At 49.1% G+C, this 21,232-nt stretch carries 19 protein-coding genes, 1 pseudogene and 1 riboswitch; of the genes and pseudogenes, 3 read left to right on the top strand and 17 right to left on the bottom strand.

Annotation, left to right across the window (positions count from 1 at the left end):
• Window positions 1–56 precede the first annotated feature (56 nt).
• From purH to purM, 3 genes are all read right to left on the bottom strand, one after another.
• Window positions 57–1,604, bottom strand: coding sequence for a bifunctional phosphoribosylaminoimidazolecarboxamide formyltransferase/IMP cyclohydrolase (gene purH / locus QD47_RS15620; RefSeq protein ID WP_044647015.1), 1,548 nt, complete (start codon window positions 1,602–1,604; stop codon window positions 57–59).
• Between the two features lie 129 nt (window positions 1,605–1,733).
• Window positions 1,734–2,348: a phosphoribosylglycinamide formyltransferase gene (gene purN, locus QD47_RS15615; RefSeq protein ID WP_044647014.1), complete on the bottom strand. Its 615-nt coding sequence runs from the start codon at window positions 2,346–2,348 to the stop codon at window positions 1,734–1,736.
• Window positions 2,348–3,388 (bottom strand): phosphoribosylformylglycinamidine cyclo-ligase, encoded by a 1,041-nt coding sequence (purM, locus tag QD47_RS15610; protein WP_044647013.1) that lies wholly within the window; start codon window positions 3,386–3,388, stop codon window positions 2,348–2,350. The genes purN and purM overlap by 1 nt, the downstream gene beginning before the upstream one ends.
• A 157-nt stretch (window positions 3,389–3,545) precedes the next feature.
• Between purM and QD47_RS31660 the strand changes: the two genes are divergently transcribed.
• Window positions 3,546–3,773 (top strand): hypothetical protein, encoded by a 228-nt coding sequence (locus tag QD47_RS31660; protein ID WP_152643818.1) that lies wholly within the window; start codon window positions 3,546–3,548, stop codon window positions 3,771–3,773.
• 359 nt (window positions 3,774–4,132) lie between these two features.
• Here QD47_RS31660 and purF read toward each other — a convergent pair whose 3' ends face one another.
• The 10 genes from purF to QD47_RS15560 all read right to left on the bottom strand — a co-directional run bounded on the left by purF (window position 4,133) and on the right by QD47_RS15560 (window position 14,826).
• The gene (gene purF, locus QD47_RS15605) at window positions 4,133–5,614 is read right to left on the bottom strand and encodes an amidophosphoribosyltransferase (protein WP_044647012.1); all 1,482 of its coding nucleotides are present in this window, start codon (window positions 5,612–5,614) and stop codon (window positions 4,133–4,135) included.
• Window positions 5,599–7,842 (bottom strand): phosphoribosylformylglycinamidine synthase subunit PurL, encoded by a 2,244-nt coding sequence (gene purL / locus QD47_RS15600; protein WP_044647011.1) that lies wholly within the window; start codon window positions 7,840–7,842, stop codon window positions 5,599–5,601. Before purL ends, purF begins: the two co-directional genes overlap by 16 nt.
• A complete protein-coding gene (gene purQ / locus QD47_RS15595) occupies window positions 7,820–8,509 on the bottom strand; it encodes a phosphoribosylformylglycinamidine synthase subunit PurQ (RefSeq protein ID WP_044647010.1) in 690 nt (229 codons plus the stop codon). Before purQ ends, purL begins: the two co-directional genes overlap by 23 nt.
• A gap of 4 nt (window positions 8,510–8,513) precedes the next feature.
• Window positions 8,514–8,759, bottom strand: coding sequence for a phosphoribosylformylglycinamidine synthase subunit PurS (gene purS / locus QD47_RS15590; RefSeq protein ID WP_014279841.1), 246 nt, complete (start codon window positions 8,757–8,759; stop codon window positions 8,514–8,516).
• 58 nt (window positions 8,760–8,817) lie between these two features.
• Entirely contained in the window at window positions 8,818–9,699 is an 882-nt protein-coding gene (locus QD47_RS15585; RefSeq protein WP_044647009.1) for a phosphoribosylaminoimidazolesuccinocarboxamide synthase, read from the bottom strand.
• Between the two features lie 754 nt (window positions 9,700–10,453).
• The gene (gene purB, locus QD47_RS15580; protein ID WP_014279839.1) at window positions 10,454–11,752 is read right to left on the bottom strand and encodes an adenylosuccinate lyase; all 1,299 of its coding nucleotides are present in this window, start codon (window positions 11,750–11,752) and stop codon (window positions 10,454–10,456) included.
• 2 nt (window positions 11,753–11,754) lie between these two features.
• Window positions 11,755–12,930 carry a 5-(carboxyamino)imidazole ribonucleotide synthase gene (purK, locus tag QD47_RS15575; RefSeq protein ID WP_044647008.1) on the bottom strand — a complete coding sequence of 392 codons (1,176 nt, stop codon included), beginning with the start codon at window positions 12,928–12,930 and terminating at the stop codon, window positions 11,755–11,757.
• On the bottom strand, window positions 12,927–13,412 hold the full coding sequence (gene purE, locus QD47_RS15570; RefSeq protein WP_044647007.1) for a 5-(carboxyamino)imidazole ribonucleotide mutase: 486 nt from the start codon (window positions 13,410–13,412) through the stop codon (window positions 12,927–12,929). Before purE ends, purK begins: the two co-directional genes overlap by 4 nt.
• A gap of 147 nt (window positions 13,413–13,559) precedes the next feature.
• Window positions 13,560–13,661, bottom strand: a riboswitch (purine riboswitch).
• Window positions 13,662–13,982: 321 nt separating this feature from the next.
• The gene (locus QD47_RS15565) at window positions 13,983–14,417 is read right to left on the bottom strand and encodes a universal stress protein (protein WP_044647006.1); all 435 of its coding nucleotides are present in this window, start codon (window positions 14,415–14,417) and stop codon (window positions 13,983–13,985) included.
• 145 nt (window positions 14,418–14,562) lie between these two features.
• Window positions 14,563–14,826 (bottom strand): DUF1294 domain-containing protein, encoded by a 264-nt coding sequence (locus QD47_RS15560; protein ID WP_044647005.1) that lies wholly within the window; start codon window positions 14,824–14,826, stop codon window positions 14,563–14,565.
• A gap of 181 nt (window positions 14,827–15,007) precedes the next feature.
• On the opposite strand from QD47_RS15560, the gene QD47_RS30810 reads away from it, so the two are divergent.
• A complete protein-coding gene (locus QD47_RS30810; protein ID WP_023987044.1) occupies window positions 15,008–15,136 on the top strand; it encodes a DUF4023 family protein in 129 nt (42 codons plus the stop codon).
• 226 nt (window positions 15,137–15,362) lie between these two features.
• Here QD47_RS30810 and QD47_RS31655 read toward each other — a convergent pair.
• Window positions 15,363–15,800, bottom strand: a pseudogene (locus QD47_RS31655) (alpha-galactosidase); the annotation flags it as partial.
• Between the two features lie 294 nt (window positions 15,801–16,094).
• Between QD47_RS31655 and QD47_RS15550 the strand changes: the two are divergent.
• On the top strand, window positions 16,095–17,255 hold the full coding sequence (locus QD47_RS15550; protein ID WP_044647003.1) for a type II asparaginase: 1,161 nt from the start codon (window positions 16,095–16,097) through the stop codon (window positions 17,253–17,255).
• A gap of 285 nt (window positions 17,256–17,540) precedes the next feature.
• On the opposite strand, the gene QD47_RS32555 is transcribed toward QD47_RS15550, so the two are convergent.
• The 3 genes from QD47_RS32555 to QD47_RS15540 form a co-directional block, all read right to left on the bottom strand.
• Window positions 17,541–17,678, bottom strand: a complete 138-nt coding sequence (locus QD47_RS32555) for a hypothetical protein (protein ID WP_167518699.1) — start codon at window positions 17,676–17,678, stop codon at window positions 17,541–17,543.
• 101 nt (window positions 17,679–17,779) lie between these two features.
• Window positions 17,780–19,912 (bottom strand): DNA topoisomerase III, encoded by a 2,133-nt coding sequence (locus QD47_RS15545; protein WP_044647002.1) that lies wholly within the window; start codon window positions 19,910–19,912, stop codon window positions 17,780–17,782.
• Window positions 19,913–20,040: 128 nt separating this feature from the next.
• Window positions 20,041–21,033, bottom strand: a complete 993-nt coding sequence (locus QD47_RS15540; protein ID WP_044647001.1) for a ketoacyl-ACP synthase III — start codon at window positions 21,031–21,033, stop codon at window positions 20,041–20,043.
• Window positions 21,034–21,232: the final 199 nt, after the last annotated feature.

Here is a 21,232-nt window from a genome sequence, read left to right as displayed (position 1 = left end):
AGATTTTGCAAAATCCTCGTGTGAGAGAATGCTGCTGCATCCTCAGCTAATACAAGCTAGTGCTTGAAATGACGCACGCCTGTGAAGACCATCGCAATGCCGTGTTCGTTAGCAACCTTGATGGATTCTTCGTCCTTGATGGAGCCGCCCGGCTGAATAACTGCCGTAATGCCTGCTTGGGCTGCCAGTTCCAGCGTATCGCCCATCGGGAAAAATGCGTCAGATGCCAGCACAGCACCTTTTGCTTTGTCTCCAGCCTGCTCGATAGCGATTTTAGCCGCTCCGACACGGTTCATTTGTCCCGCACCCACGCCAATAGTCATATTGTCTGCCGCCAGTACGATCGCATTGGACTTCACATGCTTAACCACTTTCCAGCTAAACAAAAGCTGTTTCAGTTCTTCCTCGGAAGGCGCACGATCTGTCACTACAGAAAGCGCGTCCGGGTCTACAGCGTGAATGTCGTTCTGCTGAACAACCATGCCCCCTTCGATGGAAGTAACTACGAAACGGCTCTCAGCCTGTTCAGATGTGGGCAACTCGCCCAGATCGAGCAAACGGATATTTTTCTTTTTCGTCAAAATCTCCAGTGCTTCTTCCGTAAAGCCCGGTGCCTGTACAATTTCCAAAAAGATTTCGCTCAGCTTCTTCGCTGTATCGCCGTCAATAATCCGGTTAGCCGCTACGATGCCGCCAAAAATGGAAGTTGGATCAGCCGCATACGCCTTGCTGTACGCTTCATAAATGCTGCCGCCGATTCCCACGCCGCAAGGATTCATATGCTTAACGGCTACCACCGCAGGCTCGCTGAATTCTTTAACAATTTGCAGGGCCGCGTTAGCATCGTTGATATTATTGTAGGACAGTTCCTTGCCGTGAAGCTGCTTCGCTGTCGTCAGTGTACCCTTCGCTGCCAACGGCTGACGGTAAAATGCCGCCTGCTGATGCGGATTTTCGCCATAGCGCAAATCCTGAATTTTTTCATAGGTTACCGTGTAACGCTCAGGCAAAGGCTCGCCTGTCACATTCGACAAATAATCGGAGATGAGCGCGTCGTATGATGCGGTATGACGGAAAACCTTTGCTGCCAAACGCTTACGAGTATTCAGCTCCGTATCGCCATCCTTGCGGATTTCGTCCAGCACTGTACTGTAATCGTTCGCATCTACTACCACACTTACGAATGCATGGTTTTTCGCCGCAGAACGCAGCATGGTTGGACCGCCGATATCAATATTTTCAATCGCGTCCTCATAGGTTACACCGGGTTTGGCGATCGTTTCCGCAAAAGGATACAGGTTCACAACGACCAGATCAATATAATCCAGTCCAAGCTCTTTCATCTGACGCTGATGCTCCTCATTATCTCGAACAGCCAGCAGGCCGCTGTGTACCGCAGGATGAAGTGTTTTAACACGTCCGTCCATAATTTCAGGAAATCCTGTTACCTCTGAAATGCCGATGACAGGAATGCCCTCCTTCGCCAACAAGCTGCTCGTTCCCCCTGTCGAAACGATCTCCACACCCAATTTGGACAACTCGCGGCAAAATTCCACGATCCCCCGTTTATCTGACACGCTGACAAGCGCTCTTTTAATACTCACCATTTCTCCTCCTTTAGCTCTTCAGGATTTTGCAAAATTCCCTTTTATCAATTTATTTCCCGAGAAATATCGGAAAATGCCTGTACGGCATCCTTGATATGACAATGATATGACAAATTACAATCATCTTTAGAGAAGTGAAATCACCTTACGGCCATCCAATTGGATTTTGCCTTGAGCCAGTCTGCCCACCACCTCTGGATATAACTGACGTTCCACGGATTGAATGGCTGCGGATAAGGATTCCGCTGTATCATGGTCGTGTACTTCTACGACACGCTGGGCAATAATGGCTCCAGTATCCATCCCCCCGTCCACAAAATGAACGGTGACCCCGCTTACCTTGACCCCATAGGCCAATGCCTGTCCAACAGCATCTTTCCCTGGAAATGCAGGAAGTAGCGACGGATGAATATTGATGATTTTTCCGGCGTAGGCATCTACCATGACACTGGATAACAAACGCATGTAGCCTGCTAACACGATGAGATCAATGGATTTCTGCTCCAGCAAAGATACCAGTTCACGCTCATAATCTTCGCGGGAAGCATATTCCTTGGGTCGAAAAGTGTGACACGCAATTCCGGCTTTCTGTGCTCTGGCTACGGCAGGAGCCGCAGGCTTGTCACAGATCAGCAGTTTCACTGTTGCCCCGCCCAGTTCTTCTCGCACAGCCGCATCCACCAATGACTGAAAATTCGTTCCTTCACCTGATGCAAAAACAGCAATCCGGTACTCGTTCATTACACCTCGGCTCCCGTAAAGGTCACGATAGAACTGCCTTCCGTTACTTTTCCGATCACATAAGCGGCTTCGCCCTGTTCTTTCAGAACTTCCAGTGCAGTCTGTGCATGCTCTTCGCCTACAACGATAACCATACCAATCCCCATATTAAAGGTTGTGAACATGTCTTTGTTGGAGATTGCGCCTTTTTCCTGCATGAGCTGGAAGATCGGTAGAATCGGCCAAGCGCCGTATTCTATATCCACATTAACGTGATCCGGCAGCACTCTAGGGATATTTTCGATAAAACCGCCGCCCGTGATATGCGCCATGCCTTTTACCTTTACCTTGTCCAACAATGCCAAAACGGATTTCACATAGATTTTCGTAGGCTCCAGCAGTACATCGCCCAGTTTGCCGTTCAAGCCTTCGATTTCATCATGCAGACTGTATCCTTGCTGTTCCAATAACAGCTTGCGAACCAGTGAGAAGCCATTACTGTGTACTCCGCTGGAGGCCAGCCCAATAACCGTATCGCCGGGGGCAATGGAACTACCGTTAATGATCTTGCTTTTATCTACAATCCCGACCGTAAATCCGGCAATATCATATTCACCTTCGCTATACATCCCTGGCATTTCTGCGGTTTCACCGCCGACCAGCGCACAACCCGATTGATGGCAACCCTCTGCGATTCCAGCAACAATAGCTTCGATTTTCTCAGGTATAACCTTGTCACAAGCGAGGTAGTCGAGAAAAAAGAGCGGCTCCGCGCCCCCGACGACAATGTCGTTCACACACATCGCAACCGCATCAATACCAATGGTGTCATGACGATCCATCGCGAAAGCAAGCTTCAGCTTCGTGCCAACTCCATCCGTACCGGAAACGAGTACAGGCTCCTCGTACTTATCCTTATTCAGGCCGAACAACGCACCGAATCCGCCCAAATCCGTCAGCACTTCGGGACGGAAGGTACGTTTGACGTGCTTTTTCATCCGTTCTACTGCTTCATTACCGGCAGCGATATCTACCCCTGCGTTTTTGTATGCTTCGGACATTCATGAACACTCCTTCAAATGATTGACCCTCCTAAGTCCTCCCTAATAGGGAGGATTCCATGGGGCTGCTCCCCCTGGACCCCTCAAGAGTCGGTCAGATGCGTAGGGTTGGTGTTGCTTGGTGATTGGTTCGTGCTGGGAGTCGCGTGTTTTCCTTGTGGTTTGCGGATTTTCCCACCAACCACAAGGACACGCTTTAGAGCATGGCCGCCTATGCGGCGGCGGGGCACATCCCGGGCTGTTTGCTTCGCAAAGGCGGGGACGTGCCGGGCAAAGAAGTGAGCAGCGCCAATGGCTGGCTTACTTCTTTGCCCTCAGGTTTGAGGCAGGCAGCTTCGCCCAGCCTGCTGTACGGCTTAGTCGCTTAGCGCGCACTGGCTGCTAAACTGCTAAGTGAACAGGTGGCTTTCTTGAGCCACCTGCCCCTTTAAAAACTCATGGCATGAAATAATTATGCCATGAGTTTTTAACTGCCTTACCTGTCCCTCTCCCCCCGTGGGGACAAAGGAGGGACCTGCACTGCTGCAAAAGGATGCACATCTGAGGAACGGAGCGGGTGGAAGGATTCTGGAGAAGCGAAGCGTTCGCCTTTGCCGCTGGATTCCAACCCTGTAAGGGGTCATTTTAATCCAGGAATCCAGCGGCAACAGCGATCGTAAGAACCTTCCACTCGCGGAGTGGCCCCCTCAGAACCGCCATCCCCATACCCACAATGCACCGCTGTACCTCTTTTGTTCCCTTTTCTCAGCAACTACATCCGAGCTTTTCTTCGCCTTTGAAATCCACTTGAGTGGGATAATCATTATCGAAGCAGGCCAGGCACAAACCGCCTTTGTAATCCTCTTCGTTATATCCGCCTACAGCGGCGATCAAGCCCTCAGCGCTCATAAAATAGAGCGAATCGGCGTTAATCTCCTCACGGATTTCCTCAACTGTTTTGGACGACGCAATCAGTTCCCGGCGATCCGGCGTGTCGATGCCGTAGAAGCACGGGTTTTTGAAAGGCGGCGAGGTAATGCGTACATGCACCTCTAGCGCTCCTGCATCCCGTAGCATATTCACGATTCGACGGGATGTGGTGCCCCGCACAATGGAATCGTCGATCATGATCACCCGTTTACCTTCGACAACACGGCGTACGGCGCTCAGCTTCATTTTCACACCTTGCTCGCGCAGCTCCTGACTCGGTTGAATGAAGGTACGTCCGGTGTATTTATTTTTAATCATGCCCAATTCATAGGGAATACCTGTCTGCTCTGCATAACCAATCGCTGCAGAAATACTGGAATCCGGTACCCCGGTAACCAAATCGGCATCGACAAAAGCTTCCAACGCCATTTGGCTACCCATCCGTTTGCGTGCGGCATGAAGATTGGCTCCGTTCAAGTCACTGTCCGGACGGGCAAAATAAATATATTCCATCGCGCACAGTGCTTTACGATGCTTGCCTTCACTGTAACGGTCTTCGTGCAATCCATTTTTGTCCAACACCAGTAGTTCACCCGGCTCGATATCGCGCAACAGCTCTGCTCCAATCGTTTCCAAAGCACAGGATTCGGAAGCAAACAAATATGCATCACCCAATCTGCCCATCGTCAACGGACGCAAGCCGTTAGGATCGGAAGCGACCAGCAGTTTGTCGTTAGTCATAATAAGAAAAGCAAACCCGCCGACAATACGCTTCAATGCATCCTTGGCCGCTTCCACCAAATCCTTGGAAGATCGGGCGATCAAATGCGCAACGACCTCCGTATCGCTTGTCGTTTGAAAAATAGACCCGCCCTGCTCCAGCTCATGCCGGATTTGCAAGGCATTCACGATATTGCCGTTCGTCGCTACTGCCAAATCGCCATCACGATATTTGAAAACCAAGGGCTGTGCATTCGTCAGCTTGCTGTCTCCACTTGTCGAGTAACGTACATGCCCTATGGCAATGTCGCCTGTCAGCGAAGCCATCAAATCTTTATTGAATACTTCTTTAACAAGGCCCATTCCACGATGATAATGGAACTCGTCGCCACTGCTTACACAGATGCCCGCGCTTTCCTCTCCGCGATGCTGGAGCGCATGCAATCCGTAATATGCCAGGGAAGCAGCATCGGAGTGTCTGTACACTCCGAATACGCCGCATTCCTCTTTTAATTTATCAAAAAGCCCCTCTTTACCAGAGCCTTCATTATAATAATCTCCAGTCCACAACGTCCGTGCTGTTATTTCATCAGACATGGAATGACATCCTCCCAGATTTGCTTCAAACTGGCGACTGCCTCGTTCAAAGCGGGTTGTCCGTTCACCTCAACTGTCAATTGTGATCCTTCAACTTTTCCTAATACGGTAACTGGCACTTCCAAACCACGCAGATGTGCTTCCAGCGCAGACGCCTTATCTGGCGATGCGGATAACAAAATACGGGACTGACTTTCGCTAAACAAAGCATGGTCAGGGCGCAAGGTTGTTTCTATGTTGACCTGTGCTCCCAATCCGCCACTAATCCCGGATTCCGCAAGTGCTACAGCCAATCCGCCCTCTGCCAAATCATGCGCGGATTGTACCAAACCTGTTTGGATGGCGCTAAGCACCGCATTCAGCAGCTTTTTCTCCACGTTCAAATCCAGCTCAGGCGGTCGTCCTTCGGAGACACCGTGTACGACAGCCTGGAACTCACTGCCTCCCAGCTCAGCCTTCGTTTCTCCCACCAGGACAATCACGTCGCCTTCGGCTTTAAAACCTTGTGTCGTAATATGATCCGTATCATGCACCAGACCTACCATGCCGACAACCGGCGTCGGATAGATGGAACCTTTGGCATTTTCGTTGTACAAGCTGACGTTGCCCCCGATGACTGGTGTATCCAGTACGCGGCAAGCTTCTGCCATCCCGTCCACGGCTTTTTCCATTTGCCAGAAAATATCCGGTTTTTCAGGGTTACCGAAGTTCAGGTTGTCTGTAATCGCCAGCGGCTCGCCACCGGAGCATACAATATTACGTGCTGCTTCGCTGACCGCAATCCGTCCGCCTACCTCTGGATCAAGGTATACATAACGTCCGTTACAATCTGTCGTCATGGCAAGTCCCTTGCGGGTTCCACGCACCGTCACTACTGCTGCATCCGAGCCCGGACGCACGGCCGTACTGGTGCGAACCATGTAATCATACTGCTCATATACCCATTTCTTGCTGGCTACACTTGGCGAAGACAGTACCTTTTTTAGCGCACCGTTCAAATCCGTCACTTCTGCATAACGCAGTGTGTCAATGGTAGCGTTCTGCTCATAATAAGCAGGAACTTCAGAAGGCTTGTCGTAAATCGGACACTCGTCCACCAGCGCCGTCACTGGCATGTCACCCACCACTTCACTGTGATGGAACAAACGCAAACGTCCGTCATCCGTCACCTTACCGACCTTGGCACAAATCACACCCCAACGCTCGAAAATTTCAAGCGCCTGTGCTTCGTCCTTAGGCTCAACAACGAACAACATACGCTCCTGTGATTCGGACAGCATCATTTCATAAGGTGTCATACCCTCTTCACGCTGCGGTACCTGATCCAGATACAGCTCGAGGCCGTTGCCAGCCTTACTCGCCATCTCCGCACTGGAGCAGGTAAGCCCTGCCGCGCCCATATCCTGAATACCCAGCACAATACCGCTGTCGATCAGCTCCAGACATGATTCCATAACCAGCTTCTCCATAAATGGATCGCCTACCTGAACCGCAGTCCGATTCGCTTCGGATTCCTCGGTCAGCTCAACCGATGCGAATGTCGCTCCATGAATCCCGTCACGGCCTGTCGGCGGTCCCACATAGAACACCGGGTTACCGACCCCTTTAGCAACACCACGCTGGATTTTATCATGGTCTATCAGTCCGACACACATCGCATTGACGAGTGGATTGCCTTCGTAGCTTTCATCGAATACAACCTCGCCGCCTACCGTCGGAATACCGATACAGTTCCCGTATCCCGCAATACCGGATACCACATGCTCGAACAAATATTTCACACGGTCGCTCTCCAGCTTGCCAAAACGCAGGGAGTTCAGCACCGCCACAGGTCTTGCGCCCATGGAGAAAATATCACGGATGATGCCGCCGACCCCTGTCGCTGCCCCCTGAAAAGGTTCTACAGCCGACGGATGGTTATGACTTTCGATTTTAAATACAACTGCCTGATTATCACCGATATCTACAATCCCTGCGCCCTCACCCGGTCCCATCAGAACTCGTGGGCCACTCGTTGGAAAACGACGCAGCAACGGCTTGGAGTTTTTGTAAGCACAATGCTCTGACCACATGACACTGAATACGCCTATCTCCGTATAGTTCGGCTGACGCCCCATGAATTCACAGATCAACGCATATTCGCTGTCCGACACACCCATCTGCTGATACAGTTTATGTTCGGCAACCTGCTCTGCCGTTGGTTCCTTAGCGGATACTTGCTGCGCCATGACGATCCCTCCAAGCGTTCAAAATAGATGTAAACATACGTTTGCCGTCATCCGTTCCAAGCAATGCGTCCACCGCGCGTTCCGGGTGAGGCATCATGCCCAGCACGTTTCCTTGTTCATTACAAATCCCTGCGATATCCGTTACGGAACCGTTTGGATTATCTTTATACGTAAATACGATCTGGTTATTCGCCTGCAAGCGAGCCAGCGTCTCATCATCACAGTAATAGTTGCCTTCGCCGTGGGCGATCGGAATGATGATCTCCTCACCGGCAGCATAATCCTTTGTAAAAGGCGTTTGATTATTCGCAACCTTCAACACCGTATCGTGGCAACGGAACTTCATCGACAGATTACGGCGTAAAGCACCCGGCAACAGCCCGGCTTCGGTCAAAATTTGAAAACCATTGCAAATACCCAAAATATATTTGCCCTCGGCAGCCGCTTTGGCTACTTCCTTCATCACCGGGGCAAACCGGGAAATCGCGCCGCAGCGCAGGTAATCCCCGTAGGAGAAGCCTCCTGGAACAAGAATACAATCATAAGGCGACAGATCCGTCGCAGTATGCCAAACATAATCGACAGGTTCACCGACCGTGTCCTCTACCGCCTTATAGCAGTCAATATCACAGTTGGAGCCCGGAAAAACCAGAACTGCAAATTTCATGGAATCAGCCCTCCAGTTCGTAGCGGTAGTCTTCAATGACCGTGTTGGCCAACAGCTTTTCGCACATCTCAATGACACGCTTTTCTGCACTCTCGCGGTCTGTTGTATCCAGATTCAATTCCATATACTTACCAATTCTGACGCTGTCCACTTCTCCGAAGCCCATAGAATGCAGTGCGCCTTGCACCGCAACCCCTTGCGGGTCCAAAACGCTTTGCTTAATTGTGACATAGACCGTTGCTTTAATCATGTTCCTTCAGTTCCTCCTCCGAATGGATGAATCCTATTGGTTGAATTATGATTACTATTTACTGTGCCGTCAGACGCCGCCAAATATCCGTATATCTTGCAGTTGTTTCTTCTACGACCTCAGCAGGCAACGGATCGGGCTTGCTATTCTTGTCCCAACCGGATGATGCCAAATAGCTTCGTACCGGCTCCTTGTCCATGCTGTCAATCTCAACATCCAGTTCATACTTTTCCTGTGCCCAGAAACGGGATGAATCCGGGGTGAAAATTTCATCAATCAAAATAACTTTTCCGTTAACAAGACCAAACTCAAACTTGCAGTCCGCTAAAATAATTCCACGCTTCTCGCAGAAAGCACGCGCAAATTCGTACAATGCCAAGCTTTTTTCCTCAAGCTCATCTGTCAGTTGGGCCCCAACCAGCTCTTTCATCTGATGGAGGGAAATGTCCTCGTCGTGTCCAACATCATTTTTCGCAGCCGGTGTAAATAAAGGCTTGGGAAAACGCTCATTTTTACGTAGCCCCTTCGGCAATGGAATTCCGTTCACCTCACCGTTCTGCTCATACTGACGCCAACCGCCTCCAGTAATATATCCGCGCACCACACATTCAATGTCGATACGTTCAGCCTTCAGCGTGACCATGATCCGGTCCTTCAGCAATTCTTTATTCTGTTCGTCGATCACATGCCCGAGCTTGTTCACATCGGTGTGTACGACATGGTTTTCCAACAAGTCCTTCGTCTGCTCAAACCAGAAAGCGCTGAGCTTATTCAGCACATTCCCCTTTTCGGGCACGGGTGGCTCTAGCACATAATCAAAGGCCGAAATCCGGTCCGTCACGACAATCAGAAAATGCTCTCCGAGATCATACAGCTCACGCACCTTGCCTTTGTACAGCAACGGCGCATGGATCAGACCCTCGGCAGTAGACAATGACATTTCTAACTTCCTCCTCTAAAAGAGTTTGCCCCTCAAACCTTGGCCCCTCCTAAATCGAACCTTGCCCCTCCTAAATCCTCCCCTCGGGGAGGACCCCCAGGGCTGCTGCCCTCGGGACTCCCGCAAGGGTTTGGCGCAGTGAGTGGGCGGGGCTGTTTATTGTAGCTGGGGGGGTGTGAGCGCGTTCCGCTGGATTAAGGCTTGTTGGCACAAGCTTTAATCCAGCAACGCTTTTACGTTGGCGCATATCGACGTTTTTACGAGCGTTCGCTTCGTATCAACTTTGAAAGCTCTAAGCTGCAACTTTATATGCAGCTTACGGTTGTACCATGGCTCGGCGTATGACATACCGCCAAACCATTCGGCCCGTGGCCGTAGCTCGGCACGTCATGCCGCCGAGCCTTCAGGCTTCGCCTGTCGTGCGCATATCTACGCCATGCGCACTTATACGTTGGCTCAAGGCTTCGCTCCTTGAGCCTTGAGCGTTCTTGGGAGGGCTACGGGCTGTTTGCTACGCAAATTCGGCAGCCCTCCCAAGAACGTTGCTTCGCGACAGAAAAGCAGTGGAACACACTTTTCTAACACTCTTTGGGGTGTTGCGGCATCTTATGTGCCGCACCGCCCCCTATTCCTGCTCCCACACGAGGGTTGGTGCTGGATTGCAGCGGAGCGAACGGAATCGTTCTGGAGAAGCGTCAGCATCGGAAGAATGATCCGTTCGCGCAGCGGCCTCCCCAAGCGCCAACCATCCCTCTTACTCCCCTAATCCCAGCTTTTTAAAGATCGTATCTACGTTTTTGAGATGCCATGCCGGGTTGAAAGCATCCTCGATTTCGTCCGGGCTGAGTACGGCGGTAATTTCCGGAGTCGCCTCAACGATTTCGCGGAATTGACGTTGCTCTTCCCATGCCTGCATAGCACGCGGCTGCACGGTATCGTAGGCTTTTTCACGGCTAAAGCCCTTGTCGATCAGCTTCGTCATAATACGGCCAGAGAACGGTACACCATACGTACGCGCCATATTGCGCTTCATATTTTCAGGGAATACCGTCAGATTCTTCACGATATTGCCAAAACGGTTCAGCATGTAGTTCAACAGCATCGTTGCATCTGGCAAAATGATACGTTCCACGGAAGAATGCGAAATGTCGCGCTCATGCCACAGCGTTACGTTCTCATACGCGGATACCATATGCCCCCGAATCACACGCGCCAGACCAGAGATGTTTTCACTGCCGATTGGATTGCGTTTATGCGGCATCGCAGAGGAACCTTTTTGACCCTTCGCAAAGGCTTCTTCCACCTCACGGAATTCACTCTTTTGCAGCGCGCGGACTTCTGTTGCAAATTTGTCCAGCGATGTGGCTACCAGTGCCAATGTCGCCATGTATTCGGCATGACGATCACGTTGGAGCGTTTGTGTGGAGATTGGCGCAGGCTTGGTGCCCAGCTTGCGGCATACAAACTCTTCTACCGCTGGATCAATGTTAGCGTACGTACCGACTGCACCAGACATTTTACCGTATTCAACCTGGTCAGCCGCAAAACGGAAACGTTCCAAATTGCGCTTCATTTCCTCGTACCACAAAGCCATTTTCAGGCCAAACGTCGTCGGTTCAGCGTGTACCCCGTGTGTACGGCCCATCATCGGCGTATGCTTGTAAGCCAGTGCTTTTTCCTTCAAAATTTCAATAAAATTCAAGATATCGCGCTCCAGAATTTCATTCGCCTGCTTCAACAGGTAGCCCAGTGCGGTATCTACCACATCCGTGGAGGTCAGGCCGTAATGCACCCATTTGCGCTCATCGCCAAGGCTTTCGGACACCGTGCGGGTAAAAGCAATGACATCATGTCTTGTTTCCTGTTCAATTTCATAGATCCGGTCAATATCAAAGCTTGCGTTCTTACGCAGCGCCACAGTGTCCTCTTTCGGAATGACGCCCAATTCTGCCCAAGCTTCACAGGCACACAATTCTACTTCCAGCCATGCTTTAAATTTATTTTCTTCCGTCCAAATTGCTCTCATTTCCGGTCTGCTATAACGTTCGATCATAACTATTTATTCCCCCAAATATTGGTTTGTTCAATCCATTCCAGCGCTTGTTCCGCATCCTGGCACAGTAGATTCATATGTCCCATCTTTCGGCCTGGTTTGGCTTCGCTTTTTCCATACAAATGCAGCTTGGGCACAACATCCAATCTTTCAGCTTCGGCATCCGGCTGAACGAACCGCTGAATCACGTCCTCCAAATGCTCACCTAACACATTGACCATGACGACCGGAGTCAGCAGCTTCGTGCTTCCCAGCGGCAAGCCGCAAATGGCACGTATATGCTGCTCAAATTGCGACGTTGCGCATCCCTCCATCGTGTAATGACCGGAGTTATGCGGCCTCGGTGCCAGCTCATTGACGTACAAATGTCCGTCTTCGGTAACGAACATCTCTACAGCGAGCAGACCCACCGCGCCTAACGACTCCGCCACAGCCAAAGCCAGCTTGCGTGCATCCTCCTGCACGGATTGTGGCACGCGCGCGGGTACAATCGACGTGTGCAAAATATTGTTCACATGAATGTTTTCCGCAGGTGGGAAGGCTTTGGCTTCCCCGTTCGTGCTGCGTGCTACGATTACTGAGATTTCACAGCGAAAACGAATGAACTGTTCTAACACCAGTTCCGCACCGCTACCAACCAGCCGTTCGTAAGCAGCTACGGCTTCCTCGGGTTGGCGAATGACCATCTGACCCTTACCATCATAACCGCCGACTGCTGTCTTGAGCACACATGGCACGCCCAGCTCAGCTACCGCTTGAACCATATCGACAGCGCTGCCGATTTCACGATACGGAGCGACCGGAACGCCAGCGGCTTCAATGGAGCGTTTTTCCCGTAGCCGATGCTGTGTTGTGTACAACAAACGGCTGCCCTGCGGCACACTTGATTCCTGTTCCAAAAGCGCGGCTACACCCGCATCCACATTTTCAAACTCATACGTAATCACGTCGCATCGCCCGGCCAACTCTCTGGCTGCATGCTCATCATCATAGGCAGCGAAAATCTGCTCTGACACCTGCCCGCACGGACTATCCGGTGTCGGGTCCAGCGTCACAAAACGGTATCCCATCTTTGCTCCCGCCAGTACCAGCATTCTTCCCAGCTGTCCGCCTCCCAAAAGTCCAATCGTTGTACCGGGAGGTCGAACACAGCCTGTGGGTTCACATGCCTCATTCATAGCGAGTCACTGCCTTCCAGCACCTCATCACGGATACGGTCGCGTCTTGCTTCGACCCGCTGGCGCACTTTTTCATCAAAAGCACCCAATATTTGTGCTGCCAGCAGTCCTGCATTCGTAGCGCCTGCTTTACCAATTGCTACAGTAGCGACCGGAATGCCTCCCGGCATCTGCACAATGGAGAGCAGGGAGTCCAGACCATTCAGCGCCTTCGACTGGACAGGCACACCGATGACTGGCAAAGCCGTCTTGGCGGCTACCATACCCGGTAAATGCGCCGCGCCGCCCGCTCCGGCAATAATGACCTTCAACCCGCGCCCGGCGGCTTCCTCAGCAAAACGGAACATCAAATCCGGTGTACGATGGGCTGAGACTACCTTTTTCTCATATCCGATTTCAAGCTCGTCCAGCACAGCACATGCATGCTGCATGGTGTCCCAGTCCGATGTGCTGCCCATAATGACAGCGACCTGCACTGACATGTCCTTCACTCCCTGTTTATCAATAAGCGCCAAAAATCCGGCACTCGAAAATAATGTTATTTTCAAGACACCGGACTACGAAAAACAAACGACAAAGCCTCTCAAGGGCATGCCAAAGGCAAGCCTGTTTCACCGCAACAAATGCGGCTTCAGCCGTATGTCTCCCGTAGTCCGGAAATTTAAGGTTTCCAGGTAGAAACTTCCGGGCCATATCCCCGGCATTATACGAGTCATCATTTTGCCTACTCGATGGTCTGTTTCGGCTCAAGCATGTGTACCTTATTAATTTTTACCTAAAGTTCTTTTTTTATCGACAATACACTTCATAGTTTAACAATTCCCTACACCTTATGTCAACTTGGAAACGAACATTATTAAAATCAACCAATTGAATGTTCGTGTTTTACAAAACACAAACCCTTTTCTACCCGCAAGACGGGACGGTAGCTATACATTTAGCCGACTCTTTGCCTCAGACTACCATCATAGATCGGCTCTATGCTCCACAAAAAAATAAAAGCCGGTACTTCCTGTACAGGCAGTAATCCGACTTTTATTCCTTCTATTCTGTTACTTCACGACCAGCACAGGAATACGCGCATGCTGCACCACATTATGACTGACGCTGCCTAGCACAAATTCACGAATACCACCCAAACCACGGCTGCCGATCACAATCACATCGAAGCCATTTTCATTCGCATAATCCAAAATAACTTCAGCCGGCGAACCCTGAATCAGCTCCACCTTGGCGTCAATGCCCTGGTCGGCAAGCCGTTTTTTGACCTCATCCGTGGTTTGCTCCGCCAAATCGTAATATTCTTTATTCACCGAAGCTGGAATCGGAGCCAAACCTTCCCCCATGAATATACGCGGAAAATCAAATGCTGTTACAACCTCAAGCTGCGAGGACGGTGATGCCTTGGTTAATTCTGCTGCCTTCAGCAGGGCCTTGTTGGATGCCTCGGAACCATCATAAGCAAGCAATATTTTTGAAAATAACATACATATGCACCTCTTCCTATTCAGTTTGTTAGAACAACGCCTGAAATATGTATTCCCTTGGCCGCTCATACATTCACATTGCCGGACGCTAGCATAGCCGCCTTACTCATCATTAAACATTCCCATGAGAGCCTAAACCACGGATTTACCGTAAAAAATACCCGTACAGCAATGCATTAACGAACAGCAACGCAGGAATACCCAGCCTGAAGCTCATATGCCGCGTTTTGTGGCGTTTGCGGTACATTGCAATCAGCACGCCTAACGCTCCCCCGATCAGGGCCAGCAAAAACAGCGTCCGTTCGGGTACACGATCACGGTGCTTACGCGCCCTCTTTTTGTCTTCCGACATTACCAGATAGCCTACTGCGTTTATAAACAGCAGCCACACCAACAAGCCTGTCTGCAATGTCTCCCCTCCTTTTGCACACCGTACCGAGTCCAGGCATTAGCCCCTCTATAGCCCTCTCCCCTTCATTATAACTCCACCCCTTTTGCAGAAACAACGTCCTTCTCCTGACTGAAATACCGCTTTTGCGGATATAGTAACGTTGTATGACGGATAACCTTGAATTAAAGGAGGGACTACGATGGAAAGCACCCATGAATACGTGGAAAAGCTGCGGGAAAATGCGAAAAAGGCAGAACGCAATCGTAAAAGAGGAAAAGGAACTCCCAGCGCCAGCTTGCCGACCAAACAGCATACCAACAATCCTTAATTGCAGGTACCCTGCTGTATAAGCTGTAAAACCATGTTATTCACGTATAATGTCAGTTTGGATTGCAATGTATTTACTTTAAATGTTGCAAAAACCAGATACATTGCCTTCTTTTAGCTTCTGCAAAAACAACAAGCAGGCTCCCTTTGAGGTGTCTGCTTATTGTAATTTCGATGTTCACTTCCATCCTGTCGCAGTAATCTCTTCTCCCAGCCTACCCAGACAACCAACCATCGTCCAGTACAAACAGCTCAATCCCAAGCTCCTGACCAGCCGAAGCAATTTCTTTAATCCGATCCGCATTAAAATTAAAATACGTGGCTTCCCATTTTTTAATCAGCACCGGACGAACCTGATCACGGAATCCTCCTCTTGACAGTCTTGTTCGATATAAGCGATGATAGGTGCGCGACATATCACACAATTCTTCCGAGGAACGAACCAGTACAGCTTCCGGCGTCTGGAATGACTCTCCCTACCTCATGAACCAGACAATTGCACATATCATAATCACCGTCACGAAATCCACATTACAGCTTAAAGCCCGTCGAAGCGTTACATTTGAACTGCCTATATTTTCAAAACGTACAGAACGAGTGATAGCATCTAATTCATTGAATACTTTATATTGTAGAACGGCCGGAAGACCGGTCAATTTCGGTTTACCCTGTGTAATCGTATGGCTTACATAAAGTTAACTCCCCCTATCATCCTACTAATGAACTCTATACAAAATCATATAAAAAGTAATAGCTATCATCTTACTACACACCTTATACAAACAATAAAACGATTACATTTATAAAAAATAAGTTATAACGTCATATTATGTGACATATATATTGACTAAAAACAATTTCAGCCTCTATAATTCGTGATATTAACGTAATTCGACAAAATATTTGTCAGTTAATCTATCATTCATATCTATGGTTTTCACATTGGAGAGGAGCTTTATATGACTAACATGAAAAAAATGACAATGATTCCCCTGCTGGCCAGCTTTATTCTCGGAAGTACCTTATGGAGTGGTGGTTTTACCGCTAACGCTGCGGCAGCAGCTACCACCAGCACGACTGTACCTCCATCTGCCACTACCATCACCGATAAATCTGAGAAACCACAAACAAATAATCTACCCAACATTAAAATACTTGCTACTGGGGGAACCATCGCAGGGTCATCTGCCGTCAACACCGATACAACCGACTACAAAGCAGGCGCGTTGGGTATCGAGACTCTGATTAACGCCGTTCCTGAAATGAAAAGTATTGCAAACGTCAGCGGTGAACAGGTTGTCAACGTGGGCAGTCCTGACATTAATAATGATATCCTTTTAAAACTCGCCAAACGTACGAATGAACTGCTCGCCAGAGATGATGTAGACGGAATCGTTATTACTCATGGTACAGATACGCTGGAAGAAACCGCTTATTTCCTCAATCTGGTCGTCAATAGCGATAAGCCTGTGGTTGTCGTTGGCTCCATGCGTCCAGCTACAGCAATCAGCGCCGATGGTCCTTTTAACCTTTATAATGCTGTCAAAGTCGCCGGGGCTTCTGCCTCCAAAGGTCAAGGCGTACTCGTACTGCTAAATGACCGTATCGGTGCAGCGAGATACATTACCAAAACGAACACGACAGCAGTCGATACGTTCAAGTCTGTGGAGCAGGGATACCTGGGAGCTGTTGTGGGAGATCAAGTGTACTACTACAACAAATCTACACACAAGCATACAACTGCTTCTATGTTCGATATTTCCATTCTGACCCAACTGCCTCAGGTAGATATTTTATACGAATATCAAAATAACGGGCGCTATCTGTATGATGCAGCCGTAGCGGCAGGTGCCAAAGGGATCGTCGTGGCAGGCTCCGGCAATGGTTCCTTGTCCAAGACCTCTACAGAAGGTGCTGAGGCAGCAGGTAAAAAAGGAGTCATCATCGCACGTTCCAGCCGTGTAGGGAGCGGGATCGTCTCTCCGTCAACGAAAGACGCAGCGTCCAACTTTGTTTCCACTGACTCGCTCAATCCGCAAAAAGCACGGATCTTGCTCATGCTTGCTTTGACTCAAACGCATGATGTTAAAGAAATTCAGTCCTTCTTTAATGAATACTAATAAATGAGTAAATGAGGATTTGTGAAAATCCAAATAAGCATTCTCAATAAACCATAAGATATAAAAGCCAGATCACAAAAAAAGGAGCAGCAGTAACGGTGATATACCGTAACTGTTGCTCCTTTTTCGCAAGACAATGACAACCTACAACTTCATACGGAGCCCAATTGTCTTAGCCTTAATATAGCTTCAAGTTTAAGTTTGCCTGTCGGATGGTTAAATCCATACCAGTCAATGGATAACTGATTCCATTTCGCTACAATCCATGGCTCCTGCCACTTCGTATCAAGACTGCTGTTTAGGAATTCCATTCAAGCTTGGAGGATATTTCGCTTGCTTCTCTGGATGTGGAGCGATTTCTTCCTCCAAAATACTTGATTTATTTTGCTGGTTGTTGATTTTAAGCGGTTTATGCTTGGGCATAACTACTCACCTCCTCGGCTTACCATGCCAAGGAGCGAGAGATTTTATACCGATTTACTGATGCTTATCGCCCTTGCTGTTGGATTACTTGTAGCTGCCCGTTATTTTCCCTGCTTTTGCTCCAAGGCTGCTTTCAGTAGATCACCCAGACTGGAGCCAAGAGGCTCCTGTTTTTCATATTGTCTTACCAGCTTCTGCTGTTCACGTTTGTTTACCCGTTGCTTGTCCTTGTCCAGCGTCTCGGTAATGCCACAAGGCAGACATCTTACATACACCCCCGCCTTGCCCTCTTTCATTTCCATTTTTTTATGGCACTGCGGACAGCGACGATTCGACAAACGTTTTTCTCCCGAACGGCGATAGCCGCAATCCGCACTTGGACATACGAGGAACTTGCCCTGTTTGCCCTTCTTCTCCAAAAGCTTTGTACCACAATCCGGGCAATGGCTGTTCGTCACGTTATGGGGCTTGTATTCGGCACTGCTATTTTTCACAGTGGAAACCAGCTCTTTCGCCATCGCACGAATGGAGTCCAGGAACGGTCCTGGTTGCCCTTGACCACGCGCGATTCGTTCCAGCTCCGCTTCCCAACGTGCCGTCAGCTCCGGTGTTCTTAGCTGTGGAGCTGCCAGCTCAATCAGTTGTTTGCCTTTCCCCGTTGGATGCATTACATTTCCCTGACGCTCAATTGTATCCGAGCTAACCAGCTTCTCGATCAGATCTGCGCGAGTAGCAGGAGTACCCAGACCATGCTTCTCCATCTGAGCAAGTAGCGCCGCTTCCGTATACCGCTTCGGCGGCATCGTTCGTCCAGCACGCACAAGGCAACGCTGAACCCGGACGGAATCCCCTTTTTTCAGTTCAGGTAAAATAACACCACTTCCGTTGTCCTCACGTTCCTCTGCTTCGTCGTCCGTATCATAGAGACTTCCGTCATATACAGCACGCCAGCCACTATCTTTTGTCGTCGTGCCTTTGACTTGAAACGTTTCCTGCTCTACCGTTACTGCAACCGCTACAGCATCATAACGAGCAGGTGGATAGAAAAGACTGATAAATCGCCGCGCAATCAGATCATACAGCTTACGTTCCTCCGGGCTTAGCTGATTAAGCAACAACGTCTGCTCTGTAGGGATGATCGCATGGTGATCCGTTACTTTACTGTCATCCACAATTCGCTTCGAGATCGTCAAGCTCTTGCGCAGTAACGGGCGTGCCAAGGAAGCATATGGGCCTACAGCCACACTATTGAGCCGTTCCTTAAAGGTATCCACCATATCTGATGTCAGATAACGGCTGTCTGTACGTGGATACGTGACCAGCTTATGCTGCTCATACAGACGTTGAAGCACATTAGACGTCTGCTTGGCCGAAAAGCCGTAGCGCTGGTTGGCATCCCTTTGCAGCTCGGTTAAATCATAAGCCAACGGGTGTGGCTCATTCTTTTCACTTTTTTTGACACTGGCAACCGTGCCTTTGACGCCTTCCAATTTGCGACGCAGAGCCTCTGCTTGAGTACGATCAAACATGCGTGAATCGCCATTTTCCGCACGCCAAGTTGCCTGAAAATCACCAAATTCCGCCGTCAATGTATCATATTCCTGAGAACGAAACTGAGTAATTTCCTTCTCACGTTCCATAATCATCCCCAGCGTCGGTGTCTGTACCCTTCCCGCCGAAAGCTGAGCGTTATAGCGACACGTCAATGCGCGGGTCACATTCAGACCGATCATCCAATCTGCTTCAGCCCGACAACGAGCCGATTCATACAAACGATCAAACTGCTGCCCAGGCAACAGCTTCGCGAAGCCTTCCTTGATCGCCTTGTCCGTCTGCGATGAAATCCACAAGCGGCGAAAAGGCTTTTTCCAGTTCGCCATTTGTATAATCCAACGTGCCAACAGTTCCCCTTCACGTGCAGCATCCGTTGCCACAATAAGTTCTCCAATGTCCTGTCGCTTCATGAGCTGCTGCACAGCCTTGAACTGATGATTGCTTTCCCGTAGCACCTTCAGCCTGGTACTCTTCGGAAGGATCGGCAGGTCCTCCAAATTCCAGGTTGCATACTTGGAATCATAATCCTCCGGCTCTGCCAGTCCAACCAAATGTCCTAACGCCCACGTCACAACATACTTAGGCCCCTCTATATAGCTTTTATGCTTCTCGCGGCTTCCCATCACACGTGCAATCTCTCTGGCTACGGATGGTTTTTCTGCTAATACTAATACCTTCATGTTACGCCCCTTTCTCTTATATTGTTAATTATACCATCCTCCCATCTTACGATAAATCAAATGCCAACGGCTCTCAAAGACGTGATTGTACATGCTATTACTATTACTTCTACATTTTATAGGACAGCTTACAAATCAGGCACGCTCCATTTTAACAGCAGACCTGCATAAGTCAGGCCCCCTCCGAACCCATATAACAATACCCGCTGCCCATACCGTAAACGCCCATCATCCAAACCGCACTGTAAAGCCAAAGGAATAGATGCCGCCGATGTATTGCCATAAAACTCTACACTTGTCAGCGTCTTTTCCAAAGGTATTGCCCCTCGTTCACATATGGATTCGATCATTCTCAGATTGGCGCTATGCGGTACAAACCAGTCAAGATCCTCATTCTTCATTCCAGCCTGCTCCAATAACCGTTCTACTCCCGCTGGGACAGAGCGAACAGCCCATTTATAAACCTCACGTCCATTTTGAACAAGAAATCCATTAGTTTGCAGCTTTTCTCCATCTAAATAATCAGATAAACCTGCCCGATAAAGATGAACTCCCCCTTGTCCATAAGTTCCGATATCTGCAGTCAAAAATGATCCTTCATTCTCGTCATATTCAACAAGAGCAGCCCCTGCGCCGTCTCCAAAAAGTACACAAGTCGTCCGGTCCGTATAATCTGTAATTTTAGACAACGTTTCCGCTCCCACCACTAACACCTTACGGTGTAGACCACCCGTAATAAGGCCATTAGCCAGGTGAAGTCCATAAGTGAACCCTGCACATGCTGCACTTACATCCATTGATCCCGTATCTGAAATTTTAAAATGTGCCTGAATCCGTGAAGCTGTACTTGGAAAGTAGTAATCAGGTGTACTTGTTGCTACAATAATCATATCAACTTCGTTTATATTTACGTTATAGAGGTTAATCATACGTGTAACGGCCTGAATACATAAATCAGATACATATTGATCTTCAGCCGCAATTCGCCGTTCACGCATACCCGTTCGTTGCACAATCCACTCGTCACTAGTATCCACAAGCTTTTCCAAGTCAGCATTCGTCAAAATCCGTTCAGGTACATAAGTACCCAGGGCCGTAAGCTTTGCTTTAGAATTCAACAATTGGTCACTCTCCTTTATAATCCTTATCCCTATTATAACACCTGATACTAATACCTGGTACTAATTTATTTCAAAATAGCTTCAATTGGTATGAGTTAGTCTCCATTTGTACCTTTCCATTAAGTTAAGTATATATTTCTTACCTTTTCAACACAAAAAAAACCACAATCTCAAGGAGATCATGGTCCTTCTTCCTTTT

It is taken from the genome of Paenibacillus terrae (assembly GCF_000943545.1).
In the GTDB taxonomy this organism is placed as follows: Bacteria; Bacillota; Bacilli; order Paenibacillales; family Paenibacillaceae; genus Paenibacillus; species Paenibacillus terrae_A.
Note: the sequence above shows the minus strand (reverse complement) of the source record. Positions and strands in the feature narration are given on the sequence as shown.

Excerpts from the sequence above, each read along its gene's own strand:
- purN (WP_044647014.1), bottom strand. The coding sequence starts at position 2,348 with ATGAACGAGTACCGGATTGCTGTTTTTGCATCAGGTGAAGGAACGAAT.
- purM (WP_044647013.1), bottom strand. The coding sequence starts at position 3,388 with ATGTCCGAAGCATACAAAAACGCAGGGGTAGATATCGCTGCCGGTAAT.
- purF (WP_044647012.1), bottom strand. The coding sequence starts at position 5,614 with ATGTCTGATGAAATAACAGCACGGACGTTGTGGACTGGAGATTATTAT.
- purL (WP_044647011.1), bottom strand. The coding sequence starts at position 7,842 with ATGGCGCAGCAAGTATCCGCTAAGGAACCAACGGCAGAGCAGGTTGCC.
- purQ (WP_044647010.1), bottom strand. The coding sequence starts at position 8,509 with ATGAAATTTGCAGTTCTGGTTTTTCCGGGCTCCAACTGTGATATTGAC.
- purS (WP_014279841.1), bottom strand. The coding sequence starts at position 8,759 with ATGATTAAAGCAACGGTCTATGTCACAATTAAGCAAAGCGTTTTGGAC.
- QD47_RS15585 (WP_044647009.1), bottom strand. The coding sequence starts at position 9,699 with ATGTCATTGTCTACTGCCGAGGGTCTGATCCATGCGCCGTTGCTGTAC.
- purB (WP_014279839.1), bottom strand. The coding sequence starts at position 11,752 with ATGATCGAACGTTATAGCAGACCGGAAATGAGAGCAATTTGGACGGAA.
- purK (WP_044647008.1), bottom strand. The coding sequence starts at position 12,930 with ATGAATGAGGCATGTGAACCCACAGGCTGTGTTCGACCTCCCGGTACA.
- purE (WP_044647007.1), bottom strand. The coding sequence starts at position 13,412 with ATGTCAGTGCAGGTCGCTGTCATTATGGGCAGCACATCGGACTGGGAC.
- QD47_RS15565 (WP_044647006.1), bottom strand. The coding sequence starts at position 14,417 with ATGTTATTTTCAAAAATATTGCTTGCTTATGATGGTTCCGAGGCATCC.
- QD47_RS30810 (WP_023987044.1), top strand. The coding sequence starts at position 15,008 with ATGGAAAGCACCCATGAATACGTGGAAAAGCTGCGGGAAAATGCGAAA.
- QD47_RS15550 (WP_044647003.1), top strand. The coding sequence starts at position 16,095 with ATGACTAACATGAAAAAAATGACAATGATTCCCCTGCTGGCCAGCTTT.
- QD47_RS32555 (WP_167518699.1), bottom strand. The coding sequence starts at position 17,678 with ATGCCCAAGCATAAACCGCTTAAAATCAACAACCAGCAAAATAAATCA.
- QD47_RS15545 (WP_044647002.1), bottom strand. The coding sequence starts at position 19,912 with ATGAAGGTATTAGTATTAGCAGAAAAACCATCCGTAGCCAGAGAGATT.